The sequence below is a fragment of the Arthrobacter sp. 01T428 genome (assembly GCF_056398685.1).
Genome location: NZ_JBFTPW010000008.1, coordinates 205,539 through 229,916, shown reverse-complemented (window position 1 = coordinate 229,916; position 24,378 = coordinate 205,539). Strand labels below are relative to the sequence as shown.

The following is a 24,378-nucleotide window of genomic DNA, read 5'->3' as shown; positions in this document are numbered from 1 at the left end:
TGTTCAGTCACCCAACAAGCCTAATGCCCTGGCTCCGCCTCCGGCCTTCAGGGAGCTACCGGAGGCAAAAGGTAGCATGGGCTGAGTGACCGATACCTCCGTGCGCCCCGCCCCGCAAACCTGGTTGATACGGCCCCGGGAGGCTTTCACGGCCGAGGCCCTGCGGACGCGGCTCATTGGAACCATCCAGAGCTGGCGGGATTATCCGCCGTCGTTGAGGCTGTGGTTCTGGCTGATCCCCGCCATCACGGCCGTGATCGGCGGGATTCTGCGTTTTGTCCGCCTCGGTGACCCGCATAGCCTCGTCTTCGACGAGACCTACTACGTCAAGGATGCCTACTCGTTCCTGGTCAGCGGTTACGAGCGGAGCTGGCCGGACAAGGCCAACGATGCCTTCAATGCGGGCAACCCCAACGTCCTGCTCAACTCCCCCGAGTACGTGGTGCATCCCCCGGTAGGGAAATGGATGATCGCCTTCGGGATGTGGCTCTTTGGTTCGGACAATTCCTTCGGCTGGAGGTTTTCCGCGGCTCTGACCGGCACGCTCTCCATCTTCCTGGTCGCCTTGATCGCGCTGAAGCTGTTCCGTTCCCACATCCTGGGCGCGGTGGCGGGACTGTTGCTCGCCGTGGACGGCCACCACCTGGTCATGTCGCGGACCTCGCTCCTGGACATCTTCCTGATGTTTTGGCTGCTCGCCGCCTTTGGCGCCCTGCTGATGGACCGCGACGACGGACGACGCCGCTTGGCGGCACGGCTTGCCGCGCTGGCGGGCGGAGCCAAGGACGGCCGTCCGACGGCGGTGCACCTCGCCTCGGGCCCGTGGCTCGGATTCCGGTGGTGGCGGCTGGCGGCGGGTGTCTGCCTCGGCTTGGCGGTCGGCACCAAGTGGTCGGCGCTGTTCTTCGTTGTTGCTTTCGGCTTGATGACGGTGTTTTGGGACATGAGCGCGCGGCGCATTGCGGGCATCCGGAGCTGGCCCAGCGCAGGCATCATCAAGGACGGCATTCCGGCGTTCTTCACCATGATTCCCGCGGCGACTGCCGTGTATTTGTCGACCTGGACCGGTTGGTTCCTTTCCAACGACGCCTACTACCGGCACTGGGCCGACACGAATCCTTCCGCCACGTGGGGCTGGATTCCCGGGCCGTTGCGCTCCCTGGCGTACTACCACGTGCAGGCTTACAACTTCCATCAGGGCCTCAGCTCGCCGCACCCGTATTCGGCGAGTCCGTGGACCTGGCTTGTCATGGGGCGGCCCACATCGTTCTACTATGAGTCCCCCAAGCCGGGCACTCCCGGCTGCGATCTGCCCAACTGCACTTCGGCGATCCTGTCGGTCGGCAACCCGGTGGTCTGGTGGGGTGCCACGATTGCGCTCTTTGTGGTGCTGTTCTGGTGGGCGGGACGGCGCGACTGGCGGGCAGGGGCCATCCTGGCCGGGGTCGCCGCCGGGTATTTGCCGTGGTTCATGTACCCGGAGCGCACCATGTTCTACTTCTATGCGCTTTCCTTCGAGCCCTTCCTCGTGCTGGCCCTCGTCTATGGATTGGGACTGGTGCTCGGCAGGAGCGGGGCTCCTCCATGGCGGCGCCGCTCCGGCCTGTACCTGGTGGGCCTTGTGGTGGTCCTTGCCGTGCTGTTGTCGGCGTTCTTCTATCCGGTGTGGACGGCGGAAGTGATCAGCTACCAGGACTGGCGGATGCGCATGTGGATGCCGTCCTGGATCTGAGCGGCCTGACCGGAAGGCCAGGACGGCTCGCACACTAAACACCCCCGCATGAACGAAGCGGCCCGCCTGGGATTGGAGATTCCCAGGCGGGCCGCTTTTCTCGTCGTTTCGGTGGTGCTACTTCTCCGGCGTGCCGGCTTCCGCGCGGACCTCCGGGTCCGCATCCGCGCTGTGTTCCGCAGCAGCTTGGTTCTTGGGTGCAAGTCCGCGACGACGGCGGGTAGGCCAGGTGAAGATGAGTGTCAGCAGGGCCGTGATGAAGACCAATGCACCGATCGCAATCCCGGAGTCCATCCAATATTGCCCCGGGAACAAGCGGATCAGCGTGTCGTCGAGCGCAAATGTCCAGGTGCCGTTGGCGAAGAAAATGTGGTGGAAGTCCGTGAAGAACTGCTGCCAGCCCAAGGCCGCAAGCGTGCCCAGTCCAAGGATGAGCACCAAAGTGACGATCGAACCGGCAAACATTCCGCGGCGGATTCCGCCCGTGCTTCGCTTGCGCAGATAGAGCATGGCGATGATGCCGATGATGATCATGAGCGCGCCGGCACCGAATGCGGAGAGCATCACGGTCTTGACGTCGGCCATGTGGGAAACTTCGCCTTCCTTGAACAGCTTCTCGCCGTTCTGGTTGACGAGCTCGCCCAAGTAGCGTGGACCGGACCAGTTGCTGAGATAGTCCAGGGCGTAGGACCCATAAGTCATCCGGTCATCGGCGTTGAAGCCGTAGCCGTCGCCAGGGAATCCCGGCCGGTAGTACTCCACCCACAAGAACAGCGGGCTCGCCACGGCGCGGATTGCCAGCACCAGGAGGACCACCGGGTAGAAGACGGCCAGCAGGACCTGGAAAATGCGCGGGGCCAGCGGCTTGGCGTTGGCGGCCTGCTCCCGCTCGTGGTTGCGGCGTTCCACTTCGGCTTCCGGGGGGCGGACCTGAAGGGCCGACGTCGGCAAGGGCTCCGCGAAGAGGGCTGGTTCCTGTCCGGCCTCCGCAGCCTCGGCGGCTTTGCGGTCTGCCCGGCTCTCCGCCTGTTGTCCTGCGACGGGAGGTCCTGCGACGGACGGTCCTGCCACGGGCCGTCCCGCGGGCGGCCGTGCAGCTTCGCCTGCGGTTGCCGCTCCCACGGCGCCGTCTCCCGGTCTGCCCTCTTCGGGCTCCCGTGTGCTCAAAGAGTCCCGGGCTCCGTCAGGGGCCCCGGCCGGACGTGCATCAGTGGCTGCGGACTTGGCCGCGGGCTTCATCCATTCGAAGGCCGGCTCGTCGCCGTCGTCGTGGATATCCGCGTCCGGATCTTTGGGGATCGGGCTCTTCTCGGTCACTTGGATTTCACTTCCGTAGGATTCACATGCCGGAGCAGGAACGGTCCGCTGGCAATCTTCTCTGCCATCGAGCCTACCGTCAGCCCTCGCGGAGAGACGATGAGCCACCCCGGCGGACGTCGGATTGCGGCCGGACCCGGGTGCCGTCAGGCGGCAATCTCCCGGTATCCGGCGTCGTTTGCGTCCAGGTCACCCGTGGCGCCGGCGCGGAATGCCCGCCCGCCCAGCACCAAGGCATAGATCCAGTATGCCGCGAGAACGAGCGAACCGATCAGGATCTTGGCCCACACGGGAAGCGGGCTCGGCGTGACGAAGGCCTCGACGAGTCCGGAAACGAACAGGACAAGCACCAGGCCCAGGGCCACGGTGATCAGGGAACGGCCTTCTTCCGCGACTGCCTGCATCCTGCGCCTCGGACCCGGTGAAACCATCGCCCAGAAAATGCGGAGACCGCCCGCGGAGGCGATGAACACAGCCGTCAACTCCATGAGGCCGTGCGGGAGGATGTAGCTGAAAAACACGTCCATCTTGCCGGTGGCGGCAAACACGCCAGCCGCAACTCCCAGGCCCTGGGCATTCCCGAACAGCATGTAGGGTACCCAGAATCCGGTGATGCCCAAGGCCACGGCCTGCGCCCCTATCCAGGCATTGTTGGTCCAGACCGCGCCGGCGAAGGATGCAGCAGGGTTCTCGGAGTAGTAGTCAACGAAGTCGTGGTCGACGTATTGCTTCACGGCGTTGCTGCTTCCGAGGGCCCTCAAGGCGTCCGGGGACGTTCCGATCCAGAACGTGTAGGCACCGGCCACAAGGCAGAAGAAAACCCCGCACCAGACAGTGAGCCACCGCAATCGGTAGAACGCGGCTGGCAGGGACACCACGAAAAAGCGGGCGAGGTCTTCCATGAAATTCGATCGTGCCCCGGTGAAGCGCGTGCGGGCCTGGGCGAGGGCCGCCGACAAGGAGGCGGAGAGTGCGCTCTCCGGGGCCACGGACCGGATGAGGGACAGGTGTGATGACGCCACTTGGTACAAACGCAGCAGCTCGTCGGCTTCGCCGCCGTCCAGGCGTCGTTTGTGCGCGAGCTCGTGCAAGCGGGCCCATTTGGTCCCGTTCACCACGGAGAAGGCATCCATGTCCACGGCTCTACCCTAATCCCCACCCTCCCCAAACAGTCCCACATCCACGCAAAGCCCTCCTCCGCATCGGTGGCCGCGGTTAGACTCGATCCAGCGGGAGCCGTCCGGTCCTGCGGAGGTCGTGGCAATGCTTGGGGGCGGGCTTGAGTTCTATCATTACCGGCGAGGCCGTAGTCCTTGAACTACGGCCGGCATCGTTCGGGGCGAGGGCCCTTGGGCTCATGCTCGATGTCCTGGTTCACGTCGTGTTGCTGGTGGGCCTGTTGTTCCTGATCGGTATGGCGGCACCGGATGTGGACGTGGCCGCGGGCAACGCGATGGTTTTGTCCAGTGGGGTGCTGTGCCTCGTGGTGGTCCCCGTGGCGGTGGAAACGCTGAGCCGTGGCCGTTCTCTGGGCAAGCTGGCTACCGGGCTCAGGATCGTGCGCGACGACGGCGGATCCATCCGTTTCCGGCACGCAGTGATCCGCGGCTTGATCGGGTTCCTGGAGATCTACGCGACGTTCGGCGGATTGGCCATTGCCGTGGCACTGTTCAATGACAAGTCGAAGAGGCTCGGGGACGTCATGGCAGGAACCTATGCGCTCAGGCAGCGCGTTCCTGCCGAACCCAAAATCCTCCCCTTCGCGCCTCCGCACCTGCAGGCTTGGGTGGCGCTCGCCGATATCGGCAGGGTTCCCGACGGGACGGCGAGGCGGGCCTCACAGTTCATCCAGCAGGCCTGGCGGATGGCTCCGGACTCACGCGCCCGCCTGGCCGCGGCCCTCGCAAGCGAGCTGGCGGCTTACGTCGCTCCACCTCCGCCGCCCGGAACGACGCCGGAAGGCTACCTGAACGCAGTGTTGGGCGAGCGGCGAAACCGGGATCTGGAACGGCTGCGTCGCGCTGAACAACGCAGCGCCATTATGGGCGACCGGCTCAACAGGCTCCCGTTCACGCGCTAGCAAAGCGCGCGGCACGCACGGTGCGCAACGCAGTCGGGCACAACTGCCTCCACGTCCCGGCAGGGCTTAGCGCTTCGCGTAGCCGGCCCAGGCGATGTTCCAGTCCCCGAAGCCTTCAAGCGGTTCCACCGCGGGGGCTCCGGTGTTCAGTACCTGCACCACATCCCCCGTACGCATGTTGTTGAAGAACCACGCGGCATCGGCCGGGAGCAGGCCAACGCAGCCGTGCGAGACGTTGTATGCGCCGACGGCCCCGTAAGCCGATGGAAGCGCTTGGTGAACGTAGACCCCTGAGTTCGTGAGCCGGTTGGCGTGCTCGACGACGAGCGGTGCGTAGTAGCCCTTGTCACCGGGTTTGAGTCCGATGCTGCCGGCGTTGAATTTGGAGTGGCGTTCCTGCTCCATGATCACGGCGTATCCGGTGGGCGAGAGCCAGTCCGGGCTGCCAAGGGTGACGGGAGCTGTCTTGACGAGTGCGCCGTCGAAATACACCTTCATGGTCTTGGTGGCGTCGTCCACTACCGCTATCCGCTGCGGACCGGTCGTGAACACTGCCTTGACATTGGAGTTGCCGATCATTCCGTTGCCGAAATCCTTGCCGAACAAAGGCATGTCCACTGTGACGCTCGTGTTGGCCGCCCAGAAGGTCTCCGGGCGGATCCGCACTTTGCGGTCCGAGTACCAGCGCCAGGCCACTTCCTGGCCAGAGGAAACGCCGATCTTCACGGCCTGTTCCATGGCGGCTTTATCCGCCACAGGCTCGCTGAAGTTGATTTCGATGGGTTGCCCCGAACCCATGACGGAACCGTCGTTGGGGAACACCAAGGCATTGGCCTCGTTGGGCGTGGATACCGTGCTGAAGGATTGCGTCTTCCGGGTTTCCCGGCCCGCGCCGTCAACAACAGTGAAGCCATAACGGTACTCGGTGTTGAACGCCAAGGGATCCAGCGTGGACCAGGTGCTGCCATCGGAACTGATGCTTCCCGTGATGGCCTTTCCGCCCTTGGCCGGGACGAGTTCAACGTCCTTCAGCGTGCCGTGTACCGCCTTCACGGAAGGCCCGACGGCGGGATTCACTTCGCGGGCGCCGTCAAGGGGCGTGATTCCCAGTTCCACTGCCTTGACGACAGCGGACGCCAACCCGGCATCCGTGCGTTGCGGAGATCCCGCTTCTGATTCGACCGCCGTTTGCAGCCAGTTCGGGGCGGTTGCAACACCGATTCCTCCGACCGCAACGCCGGCACATATCCCCATGATTCCGAGAATCTTCCCGGTCTTGCTTTTCCTTTGCGACGCCACAGTGCAACTCCACATCCCCCGGCAGAAAGCCAGCCCCCAAGACTGACCCGCCAAGTCTACCGGGGGTTCCGATGCGTCCGGGGCAGTGCGCTCAGGCGCGCCCTATCAGTCGGCGTATTGGGTCAGTCGGCGTATTGGGTCAGTTGGCGTATTGGGCCCAGGGGATGTTCCAGTCGCCAAAGCCGTCGTCGTAGTTGGCGTAGTCACCCTGGGTATTGACCACTTGGACGACGTCTCCGGTCGTCATGTTGTCGAACACCCATTTCGCGCCGTCAGGTCCCAATCCGATGCAGCCGTGGGAGAGGTTCGTGACGCCGATGTACGGCAAGGCCGAGTCGGTGGCCTGGTGGATGAACTCGCCGCTGGGCGTCAGGCGCGTCGCGTAGTTGACGTCAAGCTGTCCGTAGTAGGCCGGATCCCCCGGCTTAAGGCCGATGGTGGAGGCGTCCATGTGCTCCACCCGGTACTTCTCCATAAGGACCAAGTAGCCGCGCGCGGAAGGGAACCTGGTGTCGCCCATGGTGTCCGGCCACTGGCCCACTTGCTGGTCGTTGATGCTGACCGTGAACGTGTGGGCAACCGCGTCGGCCACCGCCACCTTCTTGTCGCCGATCTTGAAGGTGTTCGTCTTGTTGAAGTTGCCGATCTGGCCGTTGCCGAAGTCCACCCCGAACAGCTTGAGATCCACGGTGACGGTGCTGTTCGCTGCCCAGAAGTTCTCCGGACGGTAGCGCACCATGGTGTCGCTGAACCAGTGGAAGGCCCCCACCTGGCCCGACGTGGAGGTGACCTTGATGGCCTTCTCGACAGCGGCCTTGTTGACGACCGGTTCGCTGAACGTGAGCTGGAGCGGCTGCGCCACGCCCACCTTCGCCCCGTCCAGGGGGTACATGGCGGCGTCGGCCTCGTTCTGCGTGGAGACCGTCGTGAAGGATCCGGTCTTCGACGTTGCGCGACCGGCCGCATCGGCAACGGTGTAATTGAAGGTGTAGGAGGAGTTGAATTCGAGCGGAGTGGATGCCGTCCAGCTCAGTCCATCCGGGGTCAACGCACCATCAACGGTCTTGCCTTGGGCGCTCGTCAGGGAGACCCTGTCCAGGGTTCCGTCCTTGACGCTGATAGTGACGGGCGCAGCCGGGTTCACCTGTTTGGCTCCGCTCGCAGGCGAGGCAACCACCGTGGCAGGCTTCACGACGGGCAGCACCGCCGCTGCCTCGCTGCGTTCACCTGATGATCCCTCGGACTCGATTGCCGCACTCGCCGCATGCGGGGCCACTGCGGCGAACGTGCCGCTGAGCGCGGCAATGAGGCAGACAACCACGATCCAGGCGACCTTGCGGAACCTGCTTCGCTTCGTCGGCCCAGCGTCCAAGTGCCCAGCATCCAAGTGCCGGGCGCTGCCGCCGTCCTGCTCGGTGTCGAAGAGCCTCGCAGCGTCCACTTGCTCGAAAGTGTCCGCTTGCTCGCCGTCGGGATTAAGGCCCATTCCTTTTTTCTCCAAAACTCACGCCCCCCAATAAAACTCACGCCCCACAGCCGCATCCTAAGGGGCGCGGCTTGATATTGGCTGGGAGCCCGCCTTCCGGCGTGCCCCCAGCCAGTGTTCTTAGTACCGGTAGTGTTCCGGCTTGTACGGCCCGGCAACGTCAAGGTCCAGGTATTCCGCCTGTTCCTTGCTGAGCTCGGTCAGTTCCACGCCCAAAGCATCCAGGTGCAGGCGGGCAACCTTCTCATCGAGGATCTTGGGCAGGACATAGACCTGGTTCGAGTATTCGCGCTCGGCCTCGGGCTGGTCCCTCTTGGTCCACAGCTCGATCTGGGCGATCGTCTGGTTCGCGAAGGAGTTGCTCATAACGAACGAGGGGTGGCCCGTGGCGTTGCCCAGGTTCAGGAGGCGGCCTTCGGAAAGCACGATGATCGAACGCTCCTCGCGGCCGTCGGCTGCGGCGAACACCCACTCGTGGACCTGCGGCTTGATTTCCACCTTGTGCACGCCGGGGACCTTTGCCAGTCCGGCCATGTCGATCTCGTTGTCGAAGTGGCCGATGTTGCCCACGATCGCCTTGTTCTTCATGCGGAGCATGTCGGAGGCCATGATGACGTCCTTGTTGCCCGTAGTCGTGATGAAGATGTCGCCCTGTTCCAACACGGAATCCAGCTTGGCCACCTGGTACCCGTCCATTGCTGCCTGGAGCGCGCAGATGGGGTCGATCTCCGTCACGATCACGCGCGAACCCTGGCCGCGGAGCGCCTCTGCGGCGCCCTTGCCGACGTCGCCATAGCCGCAGACGATGGCGACCTTTCCGCCCATCAGGACATCCGTGGCGCGGTTGAGGCCGTCCGGCAGGGAGTGGCGGATGCCGTACTTGTTATCGAATTTGCTCTTGGTCACCGAGTCGTTGACGTTGATGGCCGGGAACAGCAGCTTGCCCTGTTCGGCGAGCTGGTAGAGCCGGTGCACGCCCGTGGTGGTTTCTTCGCTCACGCCACGGATCCCGGCGGCGATGCGGGTCCACTTCTTCGGGTCGGCGGCAAGGCTCTTCCGCAGCACGTCGAGGACCAGCGCATACTCTTCGGGATCACTCTCCGTGGCGGTCGGCACCGCGCCGGCTGCTTCGAATTCGACGCCTTTGTGGACCAGCAGCGTGGCGTCTCCGCCGTCGTCGAGGATCATGTTGGGCCCAAGCTCAGGGTTGGCGTCCGCGCCCGGCCAGGTGAGGATCTGCTCGGCGGTCCACCAGTATTCGTCGAGGGTCTCGCCCTTCCAGGCGAACACGGGAACACCCCGGGGATCCTCGACAGTTCCCTTGCCGACGACAACGGCGGCCGCTGCCTCGTCCTGGGTGGAAAAGATGTTGCACGAGGCCCACCGCACCTCCGCGCCGAGGGCCGTCAGCGTCTCGATGAGCACCGCGGTCTGCACGGTCATGTGCAGGGACCCGGCAATACGCGCCCCCTTGAGCGGCTGGCTTGGACCGAACTCGGCGCGCAGCGACATGAGGCCCGGCATTTCGTGCTCTGCCAGGCGAATCTGGTGGCGCCCGGCTTCGGCCAGGGAGATGTCTGCAACCTTGTAGTCGAAAGTCATGGAAGTCCTTTGGAAGTACCGAATGGTCGAGTCAGGGGGGCTCAGGCGTCGTGCCGGCCTGCGTCGTGCTGGTCTGAGGCCGCGGCGTTGGCGGCGGCCAGCAGCTCCGGGGGCAGGAGCAAGGGGATTCCGTCCTGGATTGCATAGCGGAGCTTCTCACCCGAGGCGGACGCGGCCGTCGAGACAAGTTCCTCGCCGTCCTGCTCCAGCGGGGACCCGGTGACAGGGCACCGCAGGATGGACAACAATTCAGGACTGACCTTTGGCATGGTTGAAGCTCCCTGGATGGCATCTCGCGGACGCCGCTTTGGACAGATATGGCAGCTTCCAGAGTACAACCCAGCGGCGCTGCACACGGTGTCACAATGCTTGTCGCTCAGGGAGCCGCGACACATTGGGCGACACACGCGGCGGTAGACAGAGGCAATGGACGCGTGGTTGCTGTCGTCCGGGTTCAGGACGGATCGCGCAGGATGCGCAGGTGGCGCCTTGTTCCCTCCACGGGGGCCGGTCCGTCAAAGGGGGCCCGGACTGTGCGCTGTTCCGGCGCGGCAGGCGCCGATGCGGCTTCCCGCACTGCATTCGCCAGGGCAAGGAGATCGTCCGGCCCCGGCTGGGGCGGTGAGGACGGCATGGCGAGCCGCATGACTTCCCAGCCCCTCGGTACGGTCAGCGACTCGGCATGCTGCGCACACAGATCGTAGGAATGCGGCTCGGCATACGTGGCCAACGGACCAAGCACCGCCGTGGACTCGGCATAGACGTACGTCAAAGTAGCCACCGCGGATTGGCGGCAAGCTGATCTGGAACACTGACGAATTGCACCCACAACATCCCAGATTAGCCGCACTTCCCCGCGGCGCGGTGCATTGCCCCTTTGCGCGCATTATGTCGCGTTGGCGGAATCACGGGTCTAGAGTCGATATATGCAGTCACAGCACCACGTTCCGGGCTTCACAGTCCATTTGTCCGGCACCGGGGACAGCCAGGAAACGACGACGGCGGGCACGTCCGCACGCGGCTTCAGGGAGCGCCGCAGGAACCGCCACGGGCGGGGCTTGCGCGGCGAAATCATCCTTCCCAACCTTCCCGGCTACCGGACGCGCGCCGAAAGGTTCGACGACCTCGTGCTCGATTCCGCTGAACGGCTGCAGGATATGTGGGGCAAACGGCTCGACGGTGTCGCGTTCGCGGTGGACGAGATCCCGCCGAACCTTGAGGAACTGGTGGCACAAGGCACCGCGGCACCGCTGGGCTCGTACACCCCGGCAGCCCGCGGCGCGGGCCCCGTCATCACCATCTATCGGCGCGTCGTCGAGCACACCACCGGCGGCCGCGAGGACCTCCAGGACCTGGTGCACGACGTCGTCGTCGAGTACACCGCCGAGATGCTCGGAGTGCCGCCGGAGACCCTGGACCCCGTGTACCGCCGCCGCTATCAGTAACCGAGCGTGACCTGCACTTTTTCGTGGCCCGCAGCGCCATCCTGGATGGTCAGGACCGAAACGCCTGGTTGATCGCCCTGGCCGAGGACGAGCGCGCCGTAGGCCGCGTCCCCTGCCGCCGACACGATGTAGCCCGAAACCGCCGCGCCGTCGGACTTGTCCGGAACGCCGATGACCGCGGTGGTCCCTCCGGCGATGTCGACCGTTTGCGCCTTGTGTACCTTGCCGTCCGAGGTGACCGGCGTGTAACTGACAGTGGCCCGTCCCGTCGGCACACCGAAGCTGAGGAAACGGGTCCCGCCTTGGGGTACCGCCATCACATGCTGGCTGCCCAAACGGACCGCAGCCGGAGACCAGGCGAAGTCAACGGGGTCCTCCGCCTTGAGCCCCCGCGTTACGCGGGAGGACGCTGCGAAGGAAACATCCGAGCTAGCGCTGACGGTATACATACCGGCCGGGACGCCCGCGAGCGGCACTTCGGTGACCGAACCCGCCTTCGCGGTCACGGCTCCCCCGCCGGGCAAAGCGCGCTGGCCGTTCGGCCCGTACAAGCGCACGTCCACGACGGCGTCCACAGGACCGGGAACGGTGATCTGCAGGGCCGGAACGACGTCGGCAAAACCGGGCTTGTCCGCGAGTGACTTCACGGCGGCCGGGTCCTGGACGTCCACCCCGGTCATGACCTGGGAATCGGCGGCGCCGGCACCTGGAGTGATGACCTCGACGCCACCGGCGGTGAGGCCCCGGAGGACGCTTTGCTGGATGGTTGCCGCGACCGGGCCGCCGCTGCTGCGCAAATGCACCGAGAGCTGACCCTCGTTCGGGGCCAGTCCGGCCAAATTGATGGACCGGGTAGCTCCCGGCGAAACCAGCAAGCCTCGGCTGTCCGGGGCTTGGATCTGCCCGTGGGCGCCGAACAGCTCGAGATTGACGGTAGCCGGGGTGCCCGAGGCATTGCTGATGTTCAAGACCGCCGTTCGCCCGAGTGCAGTGTTCGCTCCAAGGAGCCATGCATCATTGACCGGCTGCTGGCAGGGTGCTGCCGCCAGTCCGCGGAGGTCGCCGTCGCTCGCGGTGTAGCTCATCAGGCCCGCTACCGCGGCCTTCTGGCCGCTGATGGGATCGGCGCCCACCACGGTGACGTCGCCCGCAGGCCGCTGGGCCACGACGCCGGCATTCAGCACGGGCGGCCCGGACGCAGGGGCTGGGGCGGCGGCGGGAGGCTTGGCAATATCGGCGATTGCAGAACCACCGAGCGAGGCGAGGTTGCTCCCGGGAACGGATCCGCCGGCGTCGCTAAGCACCACCGCGTCCAGGAAGCTCTTTGCCGAACGCGAAACAGGGCTGAACTGGCTGTCGGTGCCCGCGCTCGTTCCCTCGGCGAGACGGGGAGGTGCCGGACACACTGCGGCTGTCCTGCCCGCCGGGACATCCGCTAGGGTCATGTCCAGCGTTTTGCTTCCCGACGGCGACGGCAGGATCGAGGCTGCCGACACCATCCCGGCCCCAGCAGCAAGGAGCAACGTCGCGGAAAGCGCTCCCAACACAACGGCCTTGTTCTTGTTCTGGCCTTTGCTCTGGTTGTGGGCTTTGCGCTGGCCGCGCTTCCTCGACCCCGCTCCGGGCTCGGCTGCCGGTCCTTGGTTGTCAGACACTGCTGTACTCCTTACGGAGGGAGTTTTGTTCCTTCAGGAGGCCGGCTTTCGGCCTGCGGGCAGGCATGGGGATGGCCAGAAGGACGGTCAATCCAATCACCACGGCCTGCAAAATGCTGAGCCAAGGCTCCCACACGGTGGTATAGCGGATCTCGATCTGGCCGCCCGCGGACGGCAAGGTGAATGCTTGGGCCCATCCGGACGTCGTCGGGCTCAGTTGGCGGCCATCCAACCAAGCGCTCCAACCGGCATCTGCCCGCTCAGCGAGCACCACCAGGCGTTCGTCCCCGCCCGCCGGGATGTTGCCGGTGGCAGAGGATCCAACGGAAGGCAAGAGCGCAACGACGGCACCTTTTGCGTCCACCACCCTGACACGGTGTGCCGTTTCGGCGTCGGCCGCGGCGGCCTGGTTGAGCGGCGTGACCCGCCACAGCCACCCGGAATCGGTTTTGCCCACAGCCACCAGGCCGGGCACGGAATCGATCCGGTTGGCCGTCAACGGTGCGGCGGTGTCGGCTGACTTCAGAACCACGAATCCTGCGCCAAGCTGCTCAAGGGCGGGCCGCGGGTCAACCCCTGTTCCCGCGACAATCGTGGCTACGGCGTTCCGGATGGACGCGGTAGCGTCGTCGTCGGCCACGAGGCGTTCCTGCCCGGGTGATCCCACAATGGAACGTCCGGCAGCGACAGTCGAGAGCGAGTCCAAAGTAGTTCCGGCTCCGCGCATGAGGGATGACGTGTAGCCACCGTTCTCACCGGCGGTGATGACCAGCGTGCGGGTCTGTTCCGGCCCTTGGCCGTGGTCGAAGGCGGTGGCCGGCAACGTGCCGGGACCTGCGGGCTGGACCAGTCGCGGCGTGCCCAGCGCGCCGCTAGCCGAGGGCGGGCTGTCTGGGCCGGCCAGGACATTCTGGGTTGCCCAGAGGCCCATGCTTGCCAGGGGTCCGGCAATAAGGAGAAGCGTCGCTACAGCGGAGACGATGCGCACTGCCGCGCGTTGGACCGGGCGGCCGTCTTCCGCCTTGGCCTTCAGGTGGAGGAGGTTATCGGCGCCGATCAGCGCCGCTCCCAGGAACGCGAACCCGGCCGCGGAAACTGCCGGACCCGTGAATGGCGCGACGAGCAGGTTGCCGTCGACTCCGGTTGCGACGTGTCCGGCGAGCCATGCCCAAGCGAGGAGCACAAGGGCTCCGGCCCAGAGGAAACGCGTGACGCGGGACCGGCCTCCGGGGACAAAGAGTGCGGCGATGGACAGGAGCAGGACCGGCGCGCCGATCAGCAGGGCAAGCGCCAGCGCCCACGGAATACCCGACGGGCCGAATAATGCCAAGCCGGCCACTCCGCCGTTGACGTCGAATTTCAAGGGTTGGCCAAGCAGTTGCTGCCACAACGGTGCGGCTTCGAATCCCAACGGGACGCCAGGATCGGCCAGCATGGTGCGGGGCCGTTCAAGCGCCGAGAGGACGTACGGCGCAAAGAGCGCGGCGCTTGGAAGCAGCGACCACCAAATGGTCCGGCCCCGCCGCCCCAAGGCGATGCCGCAAAAAACAATGAGGACGGCAAAGGGAGGAAGCAGGGATGGCGCAGAGGCAGTCACCACGGCCAGCGCCAAGCCGGCCGCGGCAGCAGCAGTCCACGACGGAGTGCCGTTGACGCCCGGCTTGCCCGGCAACGGCCTGGTTGCGGCGCGGCCGGACTGCTGGACCTGGTCCAGCGTAGTTCCGCGCCCCAGGGCCGATCCGGTGGCCCGGAAGAGTGCCAGCACCAACAAGGGCATCACTACGTGGGCCAAGAGGGCGCCGGCCCGTCCTTGGTTCACGGCGACTTGAAGGGCCGGGGCTGCGGCCCAGATCAGCGCCGCCATGAAGCGGTAGCGGCGCAAGCTGGTCATCGCGCCCGCGGCAAACCAGGCGCCCAATCCTGACAGTGGCATCGCCAACAACAACAGCCACACGATCGCCGTGCTGGAATCGCTTCCCCCGAGCAATGACACAAGCCACAGGATGTAGGCGAACGGATCCCCGTGTCCGGGCAAACCCGCGCCCAAGCCAATCCACCACGTGGATGCCGACCGCCAGATGTCGCCTGCGGCGGACAACGGCAAGAGGCCGCCGCCCGTCACGCCGTTTGCACCCAGGAGCCCCAGCAGCCCCACGATGGAGGCAGCCAGTGCAACAAACGCGGCGGCCACCGCGCCCGTCCCGATCCAACCCCGCTCATTCGTTGCTAGGGCCACAAAATCGTCACCTGCGTCACCGCTCGGTTCCGGAGCCAGGGAGTCGGTCTCCTGGAATTCGTCTGCGCCAATCGCCTCGACGAGGGAGCGTCGATGGGCCCAAACCTCGCGCCGCGGTGTCTGCAGGCCCTTGACCATTGACCGCGGTACGCGTCGCGTCCGGGCGGCGTTTCGCCGCGAACGCCAAATCGCCCCGGGACGGCCGAGCGCCGCAACGGTCGCGCCAAGCTGGGAAATTCCGTGACCCGGTTCTTTGACCAGGATGCTTAAGACGAGCCTGACCATGCTCCCGAGCAACGCGCCGAGCGCGTGCAGCGGAACCTTCCACGGCGAAGCGTGGGTGAGCCTCAAATGGACTTGGCTCTTGCGTGCGGCCGCAGGTGTCGCCAGGCTGTGGGGACGGTTCTCCACGTGGAACATGCGCGCCGCCGGAACCACCACCACCCTGTTGCCCGCCAGCCAGTTGCGCCAACAGAAATCGACGTCGTCTCCCACTCCGGGAATCGCGGGGTCGAAGCCGCCCAATTGCTCCCAGGCGTCGCGGCGGATCAGCATGCCGGCGGAATTCACCGCAAAAGTGTCCGTGCGCCCGTCGTACTGGCCCTGGTCGAGTTCGTCGGATTCAATGAGCGTCAGCCGTTCGGCCCAGCGGCTCGTGGACAGGCCGGCGTCGACGAGCCTGCGTTCCGCGTTCCAGGACAACTGCTTGCAACCGGCCACTGTGACCGAAGGGGCTCGCTCGACTGCCTGAAGCAGTTCGGCGAGTGCATCCGGGGCGGGAGCGGCGTCGTCGTGCAACAACCAGATCCATTCCACGGCTCCCGGCTCCCGCGAAGGTGGCGCCGAGCGGGCCAGGCCGGCCATGACGGCCGCACCGAAACCTACTTTGTGTTCGCCGGTGCCGGTGACATTGGCCTTGCCGAGAGCCCGCTGCAGCAACGCGGCGGACTTGTCGCGGGAGCCCGTATCAATGCCAATGGCGGCATCTGCCGGACGCGTCTGGTCCAGCAGAGCCGCCAGGGTTCTGGGGAGATAGTTACCGCCGTCGTGCGAGACGACGACGGCGGTAACGTGTACTGCCTTGAGAATCAGACCGCTCGCTTCCTCAGCCTGCGGCGTTCACGCTCGGAGAGCCCGCCCCAGATACCAAAACGTTCATCATTGGCGAGTGCGTATTCAAGGCACTGCGAACGGACATTGCACGCACCGCAAACCTTTTTGGCATCCCGCGTGGAGCCGCCCTTCTCAGGGAAGAACGCCTCCGGGTCCGTCTGGGCGCACAATGCGTCCGTCTGCCAGCCGAGTTCGCCTTCGTCGTCGAAGTCCCCCTGGCGCGGAAGCCCGATCCACACCGGCTGGGCCGGGTTGTCGAGCGGACGGCGCAGCTCCATCGGAGGATCGTCGAGATCATCCTCCGGATCTGCCGGCGTGCCTCCCACAAGAGCCTCGTGGGCAGCAAGAAAGGCTGTTGCCTCATCTTCCAGTGACTCCCGAGTGGTCTCTATGTAGCGGTCCGCCGCCTGCGGATCTGCCGGGTCAACATACCAATCCCCCGGAACTTCACGCGACCGGTACTTCACCGACGCATATTCCGCGACGACTGCATCTTCCTGGATACGCAACGCTTGCCCCATGGCGTCCCTCCTGATGTGTGCAGCTGCTGCCGTGCTCATTCGGTACTCGGTTATGTACCCGATACTCCCGCAGCGGCGTTCGATATCTAATTACACGTGTGTAACTACCAAGCCGTCAAGCCGCGCCGGGATAATAATCAACTTTCCGCACTAACTCCCGCCGCGCCACGCCCGCGATTTTTTTGCCCCATCCGCGCGCTTCCGCGGAAAAACGGAAGCTTCGACTCACTTAAGATGTATTTTCATTGAATTTCAGGGAAATTGCTTGGCCCTCAAGCGCCGTGCCGTCACCGGCCCTTGGCCCCGTGTGGCGCAAGTCATACCCGCCTGCGCCGGGCCGGACGCCCCGTGGCAAGATGTAGCCATGAACACCCCCGCGATGAACCTGATGGCAGCCCTGCGCTCCGGACACGCCACATCCCCCCGACTGACCTGGTACGGGCCGGACGCCGAACGGGTGGAGCTCTCGGGACGGGTCCTGGACAATTGGGTGGCCAAGACCAGCAACCTACTCCAGGACGAGTTCGACGCCGAACCGGGCATGAGCCTTCGCCTCGACCTGCCGGCCCATTGGAAGTCCCTCGTATGGGCGCTGGCCGGATGGCAGTTGGGGATGGAACTGGTGCTCGACGGCGGCAGCGCCGACCTGCTTGTCACGGACACCCCCGACGTCGGTGCGGGAGCCGACTTCGACGCCGTCGTCGCCGTGCCGCTCGCGGCACTTGCGATGCGCTGGCCGGGAGAACTGCCTGCCGGCGTCGTGGACTACGCGGCCGAAGTCCGCTCCCACGGCGACGTGTTCATGGCGCACGCCGAACCGGACGCCGCGCTGCCGGCGCTGCGCCGCCCTGAAGCCGGACACTCGCACGGCGAATTGCTGGACGGCTTCGCCAAGGAACACGACGCCGGCGTCCGCCTGCTGGTCCGCGCGGCCGACGGCTTGGAGTCGGCCCTCGCGGACGCACTGGGCGCGTGGAGCAAAGACGGTTCAGTGGTCCTCGTGCACCCGGACGTCGACGTCACCCGGCACCTGCTGGACAACGAGCGCGTCAGCGGCGCCTAGGCACGTCAGCGGCGCTTGACCGCGTCTTCGCCTTGGTCCGAGCCAGTCTCGGAGCTGGCAACATGCATGGCCTTGGCCTTGGCCCTGTGGTGGGCCTCGATGATCTCGTGGTCATGCGAGAAGGCGGGCTCTTCGTCGAGTTCCTTGTTGAAGACCAGGAAGCGGTAGGCGAAGAAGCGCACGACAGTGGCCACGAGGATGCCGACGACTCCGGCGGCGAAGAGGACGTTCTTGTCCTGGATGTTCATGCCGTATTTGGCGATGGCGGTGAGGCCGGTGGAGATGCCGATACCAATTCCGTTGATGATGATGAACATCACGAACTCGCGCACCACGTTCTGCTGGCGGCGGTGGCGGAAGGTCCAGAAACGGTTGGCGATCCACGAGAACACGGTGGCCACGGTGGCGCCGACGAAACGGGCCTTCGCCTCACTGTCCGACATCGGGCCGTGCATGAGATAGTAGGTCAAGCCGTTATCTATGACGAACGCAACACCGCCGACAGCGCCAAACTTGGCTACTTCGCGCCAAAAGAGCGAGGCGAGCCCGCGGATGCGATCTGCAAGTGTGTTGATCATGACCCTCCATGGCCGTTGTTCTAGGGGGCCGATGGGCCGAAGCCTCCATTTTAGCTCCGATTTCTTGGAGCTTGCCCATTTGTTCCGTACCGACGGCTTCGAGCCGGGTTCCAAGGACCCAGCGGCGAGCAGAATCTGGGAACCAGCCGCTGGTTCGGTAGGCTGAACCTTGTGACTTTTCCTGTAATTGGCGTGGTGGGCGGCGGACAGCTCGCACGAATGATGGCCCCGGCCGCAACCGCTCTCGGCTTTGAACTCCGGGTCCTTGCTGAAGGTGGGGACGTTTCCGCAGTCCAGGCCGTAGCAACGGCCCCCATTGGCGACTACAAGGACCTCGCGGCCCTTCTTGAGTTCTCGGAGGGCTTGGACATCATGACCTTCGACCACGAACACGTTCCCACCGAGCACCTCCGGGCCTTGATCGAGGCCGGAGTCAACGTCCAGCCCGGCCCCGATGCCCTGGTGCACGCGCAGGACAAACTGGTGATGCGCGCCGCGATCGACCGCTTGGGGCTCCCCAATCCGGCGTGGGCTGCAGTCCACGGCGTCGAGGACCTCGTGGCATTCGGTGAGCAGACCGGTTGGCCGATCGTCTTGAAGACCCCGCGCGGAGGCTATGACGGCAAAGGCGTGCGCATCGTCCATTCCGCCGACGACGCCCGGAGCACCACGGACTGGTTCGACGCCATGAGCCCGCTGCTCGCGGAAGAGAAGGTTGACTTCAGCCGCGAGCTTTCCGCGCTCGTCGCAAGGACCCCAGACGGCGAATCCCGTGCTTGGCCGGTAGTCCACACCGTCCAGGTGGACGGCGTTTGCGACGAAGTGATTGCGCCGGCCCAGGACATTCCCGTAGAGGTCGCCGCGGCAGCCGAAGAGGCAGCGCTGCGGATCGCCAATGAACTCGGAGTCACGGGCGTCATGGCGGCCGAACTCTTCGAAACGCCCGGCGTCGGAGTCGGCTTCCTGGTCAACGAGCTCGCCATGCGGCCGCACAACACCGGCCACTGGACGCAAGACGGCTCCGTCACGAGCCAGTTCGAACAGCACTTGCGAGCGGTCCTCAACCTCCCGCTCGGTGCCACCGACGCGCTCGGCGCAGTAGTTGTCATGAAGAACTTCCTGGGCGGCGACAACCAGGATCTCTTCAGCGCCTACCCCAAGGCCCTCGCCTACGAACCTGCCGCAAAGGTCCACTGCTACGGCAAGTCCGTGCGGGCCGGCCGCAAGATCGGGCACGTGAACCTCGTCGGCAACTCGACGGCGGACGTCGACTCCATCCGACGCCGCGCCACCGTAGTGGCCGACATCATCCGCGACGGCCGCATGCCGGCCGAAACCACCTCCGAGGAGACCGCATGAGCGCAGAGAACATGGAAGCCGAAAACGCGGATGCGGCTGTCGCCGCCCCGATCGTAGGCCTCGTCATGGGCTCCGACTCCGACTGGCCGGTCATGGAAGCCGCGGCGGACGCCCTGGCAGAATTCGGCATCCCTTTCGAAGCCGACGTCGTCTCAGCCCACCGCATGCCCACGGAAATGATCCGATACGGCCAGACTGCCCATGAACGTGGCCTCCGCGTCATCATCGCGGGAGCCGGCGGCGCGGCCCACTTGCCGGGGATGCTCGCCTCCGTCACCCCGCTGCCCGTCATCGGCGTCCCGGTCCCGCTGAAGACCCTGGACGGTATGGATTCCTTGCTGTCCATCGTGCAGATGCCCGCCGGTGTTCCCGTCGCCACGGTGTCCATCGGCGGCGCCCGTAACGCCGGCCTCCTGGCAGTGCGCATGCTGGCGTCCGGAACCGACGAGCTGGCCGTGCGGCTTCGCGGCGAACTGCTCGAATTCGCCCAGGAGCTCAACAACACCGCCACCGAGAAAGGCGCCCGGCTCCGCGACAAGGTCGCCGAAGTCTTCTCCACCGCGAACGTCTCCGCCCGAAGCAGTCGTTAAGAGCCCGGGCAGCCGTTAAGAGGTCATCCCCGGCAATCCCGAATGTACCGTCCCGCAATGACAAGGATCCCCTGCCGTGTACCAGCTTGAGAATGTTCTCCGCCCCTACGCATGGGGATCGACGACGGCGATCGCCGCTCTGCTGGGAAGGTCCGCCTCGGGCGGTCCGGAGGCGGAGTTGTGGATCGGAGCGCACCCAGACTCGCCGTCCGTGGCCACCCGTCCGGATGGATCGTCCGTCGCCTTGGACGCCCTGATCAAGGTGGACCCCGTGCATTTCCTCGGTGAAACGAGCGTGGCCGAATTCGGTCCGCGCTTGCCGTTCCTCACCAAGCTCCTTGCGGCCGACAAGCCCCTGTCCTTGCAGGTCCACCCTTGCTTGCAGCAGGCCAAGGACGGATACGCGAAGGAAAATGCCGCAGGCATGGCGGCGGACGCGCCCGAGCGCAACTACCGGGATGACAACCACAAGCCCGAGATGATCTTTGCGCTGACCCCGTTTCACGCCCTCTGCGGTTTCCGTCCGGCCGCGGATTCGCAGCGTGTCTTCGAGCATCTCGCAACCCTCCTGGACCTTGCCGCCGTCGACGTCCCGGACGTCATCACCGGTGTCATCGCGGATCTCTCCGAGCCCGATGAGCCCTCGGCACTCAAGGCTGCGTTCACCCGGCTGATTACCGGCGGGGATGCCGTCTCCGCCGCCACCGATCAGGTGGTTTCGATCCTGAAATCGGGCGCACCGATGGGTCAGCACGCCGCGGAACTCTCCACCTTGATGGACATCAACAATGAGTTCCCGGGCGATCCCGGTGTCCTGATTTCGCTGCTCTTGAACCTCGTCTTCCTGTCCCCGGGCGAATCGGTGTACCTGCCGGGCGGAAACGTCCACGCCTACCTGAAAGGCCTCGGTGTCGAGGTGATGGCGGCCTCGGACAACGTGCTCCGTGGCGGCCTCACCCCCAAGCACATCGACGTCCCCGAACTCCTGAAGACCATCGAATTCGCTTCCCTCGGCGTACCGCGCATCGAGCCCAGGATCTCCGGATTCGGCCAGGATCTCTATGTGCCGCCCTTCAAGGAATTCCAGCTCCAGCGCATCGAGTTGGCTCCCGGAGCGGAACCGGTGCCGATGGCGCAAGCCGGTCCCGCCGTCGTCGTCGTGGTTTCGGGTTCCGTGGTGCTCGACTCCCCCAAGAGCGAGCTCGCCGTGGAACGCGGCGGGAGTGCCTTCATCCCGGCATCCGAAGAGCCCGTGATGGTGCACCCGGTTTCCGGCGCAACGGGAACCAGCGTCGCCTTTGCCGTCACAACCGGCTTGGGGAATTAAGGGGTGGAGTACTTCCTGCAAACGCCCGCATGGGCGTCCTTCCAGCGATCCCTCGGCCGCACCGTGCACGAGGAGTCCGGTCCGGGGTGGCGTTTCCTCGCCGTGGAGGAAAAGAACCCGGCTGGAAAGGTCATCTACTCCCCCTACGGGCCCGTGGCCGACTCGTTGGAAGCCTTCGACGAAGCCCTGGCCGCGCTGGTGGCGATTGCGCGCCGCAGCAAGGCGGTGTTTGTGAGGATGGAACCCGTCACTGCTGGATTTGAAGCGGCCGACGCCGCTGCGGTGCTGGGGGGACGCGGCCTGCAGCCCGCGCCGTCCAACCAGCAGCCGGAATTGAGCTGGATCGTGGATCTGGACGGCGACTTCAAAGACGTCCTTGCGGGCATGAAACCCACCAACCGGAACCTGTACCGCAACATCCATAAGAAGGGCGTCACCTTCCGGTCCTCGCAGGATCCCGCAGAGATCTCGATACTTCTCGACTTCCTCCACATGACAGCGGCACGCAACGGCTTCAAGCCCCAGAGCGACGACTACCTGAGCTCGGTGGCCCGCTCCCTCATGCCCGCTGGTGCCAGCACGCTGTTCATCGCCGAACTCGAGGGCGAACCCATTGCGGCCGCCTTGGCGTACGACTCCGCCGACACCCGCACCTACGCCCACGCAGCGCTCGATGACACGCACCGCAAGCTCAGCGCGGGCATTCCCTTGCTCGTGACGCTCATGGCCGATGCCAAGGACAAGGGGCTCAAGCACGTCGACCTGTGGGGCGTGGCCCCGGAGGACGAGCCCGACCACAAGTGGGCCGGATTCACCGCCTTCAAGAAGTCCTTCGGAGGCAGGGAAATCGCCTACCCAGGCACCTGGGACCTTCCCGTCAACAAGCTCCGCTACGGGGCCTACCAGCTGGCCCGGAAGCTGCGCGAAAAGCTCCGCTAGGGTCCCTTCGCGCGAACTGGCAGCAGATGCCCTCTGCGTCGATTCAGAGGGCCTCTGCTGCCAGTTCGCGCTGGGGGGGTGGGCCCTACTTGCGGGCGTAGCCCTCCCACTTGCTGGCCTGGTGCTCGCCGTCGACGAAGCGGATGGTGCCGGACTTGGAGCGCATCACGATGGACTGGGTCAGGACCTTGTCCTTGGAGTAGCGCACGCCCTTGAGGAGGTCGCCGTCGGTGATGCCGGTAGCGGCGAAGTAGCAGTTGTCGCTCGTGACGAGGTCGTTCGTGGAGAGGACGCGCTCGAGGTCGTGTCCGGCGTCGATGGCCTTCTGCTTCTCGTCGTCGCTGGTGGGCCACAGGCGGCCCTGGATGACGCCGCCGAGGGACTTGATGGCACACGCGGCCACGATGCCTTCGGGGGTGCCGCCGATGCCCATCAGGGCGTCGACGCCGGTGCCGGAACGTGCAGCGGCAATGGCGCCTGCGACGTCGCCGTCCATGATGAACTTGGTGCGGGCACCGGCTTCGCGGATTTCCTCCACGAGCGGGCGGTGGCGGTCGCGGTCCAGGATCATGACGTTGAGCTGGTTGACCTTGACGCCCTTGGCCTTGGCGATCAAGTGCAGGTTCTGCTTCACCGGGAGGCGCAGGTCCACCATGTCGGCTGCTTCGGGACCCGTGACGAGCTTCTCCATGTAGAACACGGCGGAGGGGTCGAACATGGTGCCGCGCTCGGCAACTGCCAACACGGCGAGGGCGTTGTTGATGCCCAGCGCGGTCAGGCGGGTTCCGTCGATGGGGTCGACGGCGACGTCGCACTCGGGTCCGGTGCCGTCACCGACGTGCTCGCCGTTGAAGAGCATGGGGGCTTCGTCCTTTTCACCCTCGCCAATGACAACGACGCCGTTGAAATGGACGGTGTGGAGGAAGGAGCGCATGGCGTCGACGGCGGCGCCGTCTGCTTTGTTCTTGTCGCCGAATCCAACCCAGTGGCCGCCCGCAATGGCGGCAGCTTCGGTAACCCGGACAAGTTCGAGGGCCAGGTTGCGGTCCGGCTCATCGGTCCCGACGGCGAGCGCCGGCGAAATCGTGGAATACTTCTGGGACATTGGCGCTGGAGACACGTGAACCTCTTCTTCGATGACGCGATTCGTGGGACCAGGAATGGCTGGGCTTGGCGGCCTGAATGATTCCTCTAGAAGAGATCATAGTCGGGGCGGGGTGGCGCGGTCATGGGATGACCAACTCCCGGAACGCCCCTTGCGCGGACCGGCCGATGTGTATTAGCCGCTTGGATAGGAGACTATTGAAGCGTGAGTGAAACGCAAGACAAAGCAATTGCCGCCGCCCCCTCCGACGGCGGAGGCGCGGGCGCAGCTGGCGCCGACGACGCTGGTCAGGCCGCGGTGAAGCCCGTTATCCCGGCGAAAGCAGCCAAAAGGGCCAATGCGTCGGTGATTGGCATGCTCATCGCCTTGCTCCTCTGCGTGCTGGCGTTCCTGCCGATTGTGCTCATGAATCCGGCGCCAAAGAGCAATGGTTACAAGCCCAACGTCGATGTGGCGGCAACCGCCGCCAATGCGAAAGATGTGGCCGGTTTCACACCGGTGGCGCCGGATACCGGCGACACATTTAGTCCGAACTACGCCCGCTGGTCATCCGGAACCGGCGATGGCGTGCCCACGTGGGAGGTCGGATACGTCACTCCCAAGCAGGCCTTCATCGGCATTGTCCAGACCCGCAAGGCCAACCCAACCTGGATCTTCCAGCAGACCGGCAGTGCTCCGGTTACCGGAACGCGCAGCGCCGGCGGCCACGACTGGGAGCTCCACGACACGGCCAAGGGCAACCGCAGCATGGTCCTGAACTACCGCGGCACCACGATCATCCTGAGCGGCGGCGCCGGCCTGGACGAGTTCTCCACCTTGGCCACCGCAGTGGTCAAGGCGATGGACGCAGCTCCGGTCGCTTCGGCGGACGCGAGCACGAAGCCGGGCGACACAGTTTCGCAGCCTGGCACCACAAAGCCGTAAAGTAGCG

Annotated in this window: 21 protein-coding genes; 9 read left to right on the top strand and 12 right to left on the bottom strand. The window is 65.4% G+C overall.

All coding sequences use genetic code 11. From position 1 onward, the window contains the following. Nucleotides 1–85 precede the first annotated feature (85 nt). Nucleotides 86–1,732: a dolichyl-phosphate-mannose--protein mannosyltransferase gene (locus AC1DJB_RS11825; protein ID WP_284989840.1), complete on the top strand. Its 1,647-nt coding sequence runs from the start codon at nucleotides 86–88 to the stop codon at nucleotides 1,730–1,732. 117 nt (nucleotides 1,733–1,849) lie between these two features. On the opposite strand, the gene AC1DJB_RS11820 is transcribed toward AC1DJB_RS11825, so the two are convergent. Both AC1DJB_RS11820 and AC1DJB_RS11815 read right to left on the bottom strand, forming a co-directional pair. Further along, entirely contained in the window at nucleotides 1,850–3,049 is a 1,200-nt protein-coding gene (locus AC1DJB_RS11820) for a TIGR01906 family membrane protein (protein ID WP_307052641.1), read from the bottom strand. Nucleotides 3,050–3,195: 146 nt separating this feature from the next. Further along, nucleotides 3,196–4,188, bottom strand: a complete 993-nt coding sequence (locus AC1DJB_RS11815) for a stage II sporulation protein M (RefSeq protein WP_306961198.1) — start codon at nucleotides 4,186–4,188, stop codon at nucleotides 3,196–3,198. A 140-nt stretch (nucleotides 4,189–4,328) separates the two neighbouring features. Between AC1DJB_RS11815 and AC1DJB_RS11810 the strand changes: the two genes are divergently transcribed. Continuing rightward, nucleotides 4,329–5,129 (top strand): RDD family protein, encoded by an 801-nt coding sequence (locus tag AC1DJB_RS11810; RefSeq protein WP_476910280.1) that lies wholly within the window; start codon nucleotides 4,329–4,331, stop codon nucleotides 5,127–5,129. A gap of 66 nt (nucleotides 5,130–5,195) precedes the next feature. On the opposite strand, the gene AC1DJB_RS11805 is transcribed toward AC1DJB_RS11810, so the two are convergent. The 5 genes from AC1DJB_RS11805 to AC1DJB_RS11785 all read right to left on the bottom strand — a co-directional run bounded on the left by AC1DJB_RS11805 (nucleotide 5,196) and on the right by AC1DJB_RS11785 (nucleotide 10,345). After that, on the bottom strand, nucleotides 5,196–6,383 hold the full coding sequence (locus AC1DJB_RS11805; protein WP_476910279.1) for a L,D-transpeptidase: 1,188 nt from the start codon (nucleotides 6,381–6,383) through the stop codon (nucleotides 5,196–5,198). Between the two features lie 184 nt (nucleotides 6,384–6,567). Beyond that, nucleotides 6,568–7,914, bottom strand: coding sequence for a L,D-transpeptidase (locus AC1DJB_RS11800; protein WP_476910278.1), 1,347 nt, complete (start codon nucleotides 7,912–7,914; stop codon nucleotides 6,568–6,570). 120 nt (nucleotides 7,915–8,034) lie between these two features. Further along, nucleotides 8,035–9,516 carry an adenosylhomocysteinase gene (gene ahcY / locus AC1DJB_RS11795; RefSeq protein ID WP_476910277.1) on the bottom strand — a complete coding sequence of 494 codons (1,482 nt, stop codon included), beginning with the start codon at nucleotides 9,514–9,516 and terminating at the stop codon, nucleotides 8,035–8,037. A 41-nt stretch (nucleotides 9,517–9,557) separates the two neighbouring features. Next, nucleotides 9,558–9,785 (bottom strand): Trm112 family protein, encoded by a 228-nt coding sequence (locus AC1DJB_RS11790; protein WP_059387950.1) that lies wholly within the window; start codon nucleotides 9,783–9,785, stop codon nucleotides 9,558–9,560. A gap of 185 nt (nucleotides 9,786–9,970) precedes the next feature. Continuing rightward, nucleotides 9,971–10,345, bottom strand: a complete 375-nt coding sequence (locus AC1DJB_RS11785; protein ID WP_284752499.1) for a DUF3499 domain-containing protein — start codon at nucleotides 10,343–10,345, stop codon at nucleotides 9,971–9,973. A 97-nt stretch (nucleotides 10,346–10,442) separates the two neighbouring features. Here AC1DJB_RS11785 and AC1DJB_RS11780 point away from each other — a divergent pair, with 97 nt between their 5' ends. Beyond that, a complete protein-coding gene (locus tag AC1DJB_RS11780; protein WP_284989848.1) occupies nucleotides 10,443–10,961 on the top strand; it encodes a metallopeptidase family protein in 519 nt (172 codons plus the stop codon). Here the strand turns inward: AC1DJB_RS11780 and AC1DJB_RS11775 are convergent. Genes AC1DJB_RS11775 through AC1DJB_RS11765 form a run of 3 tightly spaced genes read right to left on the bottom strand, consistent with a single transcriptional unit; the run spans nucleotide 10,955 to nucleotide 16,486 of the window. After that, on the bottom strand, nucleotides 10,955–12,616 hold the full coding sequence (locus AC1DJB_RS11775; protein WP_476910276.1) for a DUF5719 family protein: 1,662 nt from the start codon (nucleotides 12,614–12,616) through the stop codon (nucleotides 10,955–10,957). The two genes, AC1DJB_RS11780 and AC1DJB_RS11775, sit on opposite strands and share 7 nt — an antisense overlap. Then, nucleotides 12,609–15,941: a glycosyltransferase gene (locus AC1DJB_RS11770; RefSeq protein ID WP_476910292.1), complete on the bottom strand. Its 3,333-nt coding sequence runs from the start codon at nucleotides 15,939–15,941 to the stop codon at nucleotides 12,609–12,611. The genes AC1DJB_RS11775 and AC1DJB_RS11770 overlap by 8 nt, the downstream gene beginning before the upstream one ends. After that, nucleotides 15,941–16,486, bottom strand: coding sequence for a WhiB family transcriptional regulator (locus tag AC1DJB_RS11765; protein WP_084784377.1), 546 nt, complete (start codon nucleotides 16,484–16,486; stop codon nucleotides 15,941–15,943). The genes AC1DJB_RS11770 and AC1DJB_RS11765 overlap by 1 nt, the downstream gene beginning before the upstream one ends. Nucleotides 16,487–16,850: 364 nt before the next feature. On the opposite strand from AC1DJB_RS11765, the gene AC1DJB_RS11760 reads away from it, so the two are divergent. Further along, a complete protein-coding gene (locus tag AC1DJB_RS11760; RefSeq protein ID WP_476910275.1) occupies nucleotides 16,851–17,549 on the top strand; it encodes a TIGR03089 family protein in 699 nt (232 codons plus the stop codon). A gap of 5 nt (nucleotides 17,550–17,554) precedes the next feature. Here AC1DJB_RS11760 and AC1DJB_RS11755 read toward each other — a convergent pair whose 3' ends face one another. Beyond that, nucleotides 17,555–18,127 carry a GtrA family protein gene (locus AC1DJB_RS11755; protein ID WP_284989853.1) on the bottom strand — a complete coding sequence of 191 codons (573 nt, stop codon included), beginning with the start codon at nucleotides 18,125–18,127 and terminating at the stop codon, nucleotides 17,555–17,557. A 171-nt stretch (nucleotides 18,128–18,298) separates the two neighbouring features. Between AC1DJB_RS11755 and AC1DJB_RS11750 the strand changes: the two genes are divergently transcribed. From AC1DJB_RS11750 to AC1DJB_RS11735, 4 genes are all read left to right on the top strand, one after another. Then, nucleotides 18,299–19,486, top strand: coding sequence for a 5-(carboxyamino)imidazole ribonucleotide synthase (locus AC1DJB_RS11750; RefSeq protein WP_476910274.1), 1,188 nt, complete (start codon nucleotides 18,299–18,301; stop codon nucleotides 19,484–19,486). Further along, complete coding sequence (gene purE, locus AC1DJB_RS11745; protein WP_306961180.1) at nucleotides 19,483–20,076, top strand: 5-(carboxyamino)imidazole ribonucleotide mutase; 594 nt, start codon at nucleotides 19,483–19,485, stop codon at nucleotides 20,074–20,076. Before AC1DJB_RS11750 ends, purE begins: the two co-directional genes overlap by 4 nt. A gap of 76 nt (nucleotides 20,077–20,152) precedes the next feature. Continuing rightward, a complete protein-coding gene (manA, locus tag AC1DJB_RS11740; RefSeq protein WP_441433676.1) occupies nucleotides 20,153–21,403 on the top strand; it encodes a mannose-6-phosphate isomerase, class I in 1,251 nt (416 codons plus the stop codon). A gap of 3 nt (nucleotides 21,404–21,406) precedes the next feature. Further along, the gene (locus AC1DJB_RS11735; protein WP_306961177.1) at nucleotides 21,407–22,342 is read left to right on the top strand and encodes a lipid II:glycine glycyltransferase FemX; all 936 of its coding nucleotides are present in this window, start codon (nucleotides 21,407–21,409) and stop codon (nucleotides 22,340–22,342) included. An 85-nt stretch (nucleotides 22,343–22,427) separates the two neighbouring features. On the opposite strand, the gene glpX is transcribed toward AC1DJB_RS11735, so the two are convergent. After that, a complete protein-coding gene (glpX, locus tag AC1DJB_RS11730) occupies nucleotides 22,428–23,447 on the bottom strand; it encodes a class II fructose-bisphosphatase (RefSeq protein ID WP_171983398.1) in 1,020 nt (339 codons plus the stop codon). Nucleotides 23,448–23,651: 204 nt separating this feature from the next. On the opposite strand from glpX, the gene AC1DJB_RS11725 reads away from it, so the two are divergent. Then, complete coding sequence (locus AC1DJB_RS11725; protein ID WP_476910273.1) at nucleotides 23,652–24,371, top strand: DUF4245 domain-containing protein; 720 nt, start codon at nucleotides 23,652–23,654, stop codon at nucleotides 24,369–24,371. Nucleotides 24,372–24,378: the final 7 nt, after the last annotated feature.

What these genes read in the sequence shown, in the direction of transcription:
- AC1DJB_RS11805 (WP_476910279.1), bottom strand. Translation starts at nt 6,383, where the DNA reads ATGGGGATATGTGCCGGCGTTGCGGTCGGAGGAATCGGTGTTGCAACC.
- AC1DJB_RS11800 (WP_476910278.1), bottom strand. Translation starts at nt 7,914, where the DNA reads ATGGGCCTTAATCCCGACGGCGAGCAAGCGGACACTTTCGAGCAAGTG.
- ahcY (WP_476910277.1), bottom strand. Translation starts at nt 9,516, where the DNA reads ATGACTTTCGACTACAAGGTTGCAGACATCTCCCTGGCCGAAGCCGGG.
- AC1DJB_RS11790 (WP_059387950.1), bottom strand. Translation starts at nt 9,785, where the DNA reads ATGCCAAAGGTCAGTCCTGAATTGTTGTCCATCCTGCGGTGCCCTGTC.
- AC1DJB_RS11780 (WP_284989848.1), top strand. Translation starts at nt 10,443, where the DNA reads ATGCAGTCACAGCACCACGTTCCGGGCTTCACAGTCCATTTGTCCGGC.
- AC1DJB_RS11765 (WP_084784377.1), bottom strand. Translation starts at nt 16,486, where the DNA reads ATGGGGCAAGCGTTGCGTATCCAGGAAGATGCAGTCGTCGCGGAATAT.
- AC1DJB_RS11760 (WP_476910275.1), top strand. Translation starts at nt 16,851, where the DNA reads ATGAACACCCCCGCGATGAACCTGATGGCAGCCCTGCGCTCCGGACAC.
- AC1DJB_RS11755 (WP_284989853.1), bottom strand. Translation starts at nt 18,127, where the DNA reads ATGATCAACACACTTGCAGATCGCATCCGCGGGCTCGCCTCGCTCTTT.
- purE (WP_306961180.1), top strand. Translation starts at nt 19,483, where the DNA reads ATGAGCGCAGAGAACATGGAAGCCGAAAACGCGGATGCGGCTGTCGCC.
- glpX (WP_171983398.1), bottom strand. Translation starts at nt 23,447, where the DNA reads ATGTCCCAGAAGTATTCCACGATTTCGCCGGCGCTCGCCGTCGGGACC.